This is a genomic window from Leptotrichia sp. OH3620_COT-345, from assembly GCF_003932895.1.
Classification (GTDB): Bacteria; Fusobacteriota; Fusobacteriia; order Fusobacteriales; family Leptotrichiaceae; genus Pseudoleptotrichia.
Genome location: NZ_RQYW01000067.1, coordinates 1 through 861, shown reverse-complemented (window position 1 = coordinate 861; position 861 = coordinate 1). Strand labels below are relative to the sequence as shown.

At 28.7% G+C, this 861-nt stretch carries 2 protein-coding genes; both read right to left on the bottom strand.

Annotation, left to right across the window (positions count from 1 at the left end; genetic code table 11):
- Positions 1–26: 26 nt before the first annotated feature.
- Positions 27–263, bottom strand: a complete 237-nt coding sequence (locus EII29_RS11325) for an ABC transporter ATP-binding protein (protein WP_233573333.1) — start codon at positions 261–263, stop codon at positions 27–29.
- A 338-nt stretch (positions 264–601) separates the two neighbouring features.
- The gene (locus EII29_RS12290) at positions 602–739 is read right to left on the bottom strand and encodes a hypothetical protein (protein WP_158612539.1); all 138 of its coding nucleotides are present in this window, start codon (positions 737–739) and stop codon (positions 602–604) included.
- Between the last annotated feature and the right edge of the window lie 122 nt (positions 740–861).

Below are 861 nucleotides of genomic sequence, written 5' to 3'. Positions count from 1 at the left end.
AATTATCATCATTATTATCTTTTTCATTATCTTTCAACTCCTATTCTTAAGTTTCTTAAATAGCTGTTTATATCCAACACTCCCATATTTTCTTTTCTTTCATATGGAAATACATTTGTATTTAGTTTTGGACTATTTGATAAGCCTTTATCTGTATACTTTCCATTAGTATAATCTTTTAATAATTCTTCTTTGTTATATTTATCTTTCGCTTCTAATAAATAAGGACTTTTATCAAGTAGGGCAGGTCCGTTTATTGCCAAGTTTATCTTTAAGCTCTGGTCTAAATCATATAGTTTCCGTACTTCGCTTAATATTTCATTTCCCGTGAGGGTTCATTGCCGCCCTCACTCTCCCGCTATCGGCTACAAAATTTTTATCCCTCATAAATATTCATTATGCTTGGAAAACAGCAAACTCACTCCGTTCAGACAGCTATTTTCCCTATCAGCATAATTTCATATTTCTTCGGAAAATTTTGAATGCCGAGATTTTTTAATCCCCTGTAATATCGAAAATACTAAAATAAACAGATATTTTTTCAATTTGAATAATGGAATTTTTTACTATAATTTTAGTTACGAACTTTTAATAAATATATTTATTCCTTTATAGGTTCCGTCAATTCATCTTCTTTAAAATCACTTATAGTTTTTTCTATTCCGTATCTTGCTAGTCCTAGTATTCCACAAGAACCTAACATTATCCCTATAATTATCATCATTATTATCTTTTTCATTATCTCTCAACTCCCATTCTTAATTTTCTTAAATAGCTGTTTATATCCGATACTCCTATATTTTCTTTTCTTTCGTATGGAAATACATTTGTATTTAGTTTTGGACTATTTGATAAACCTTT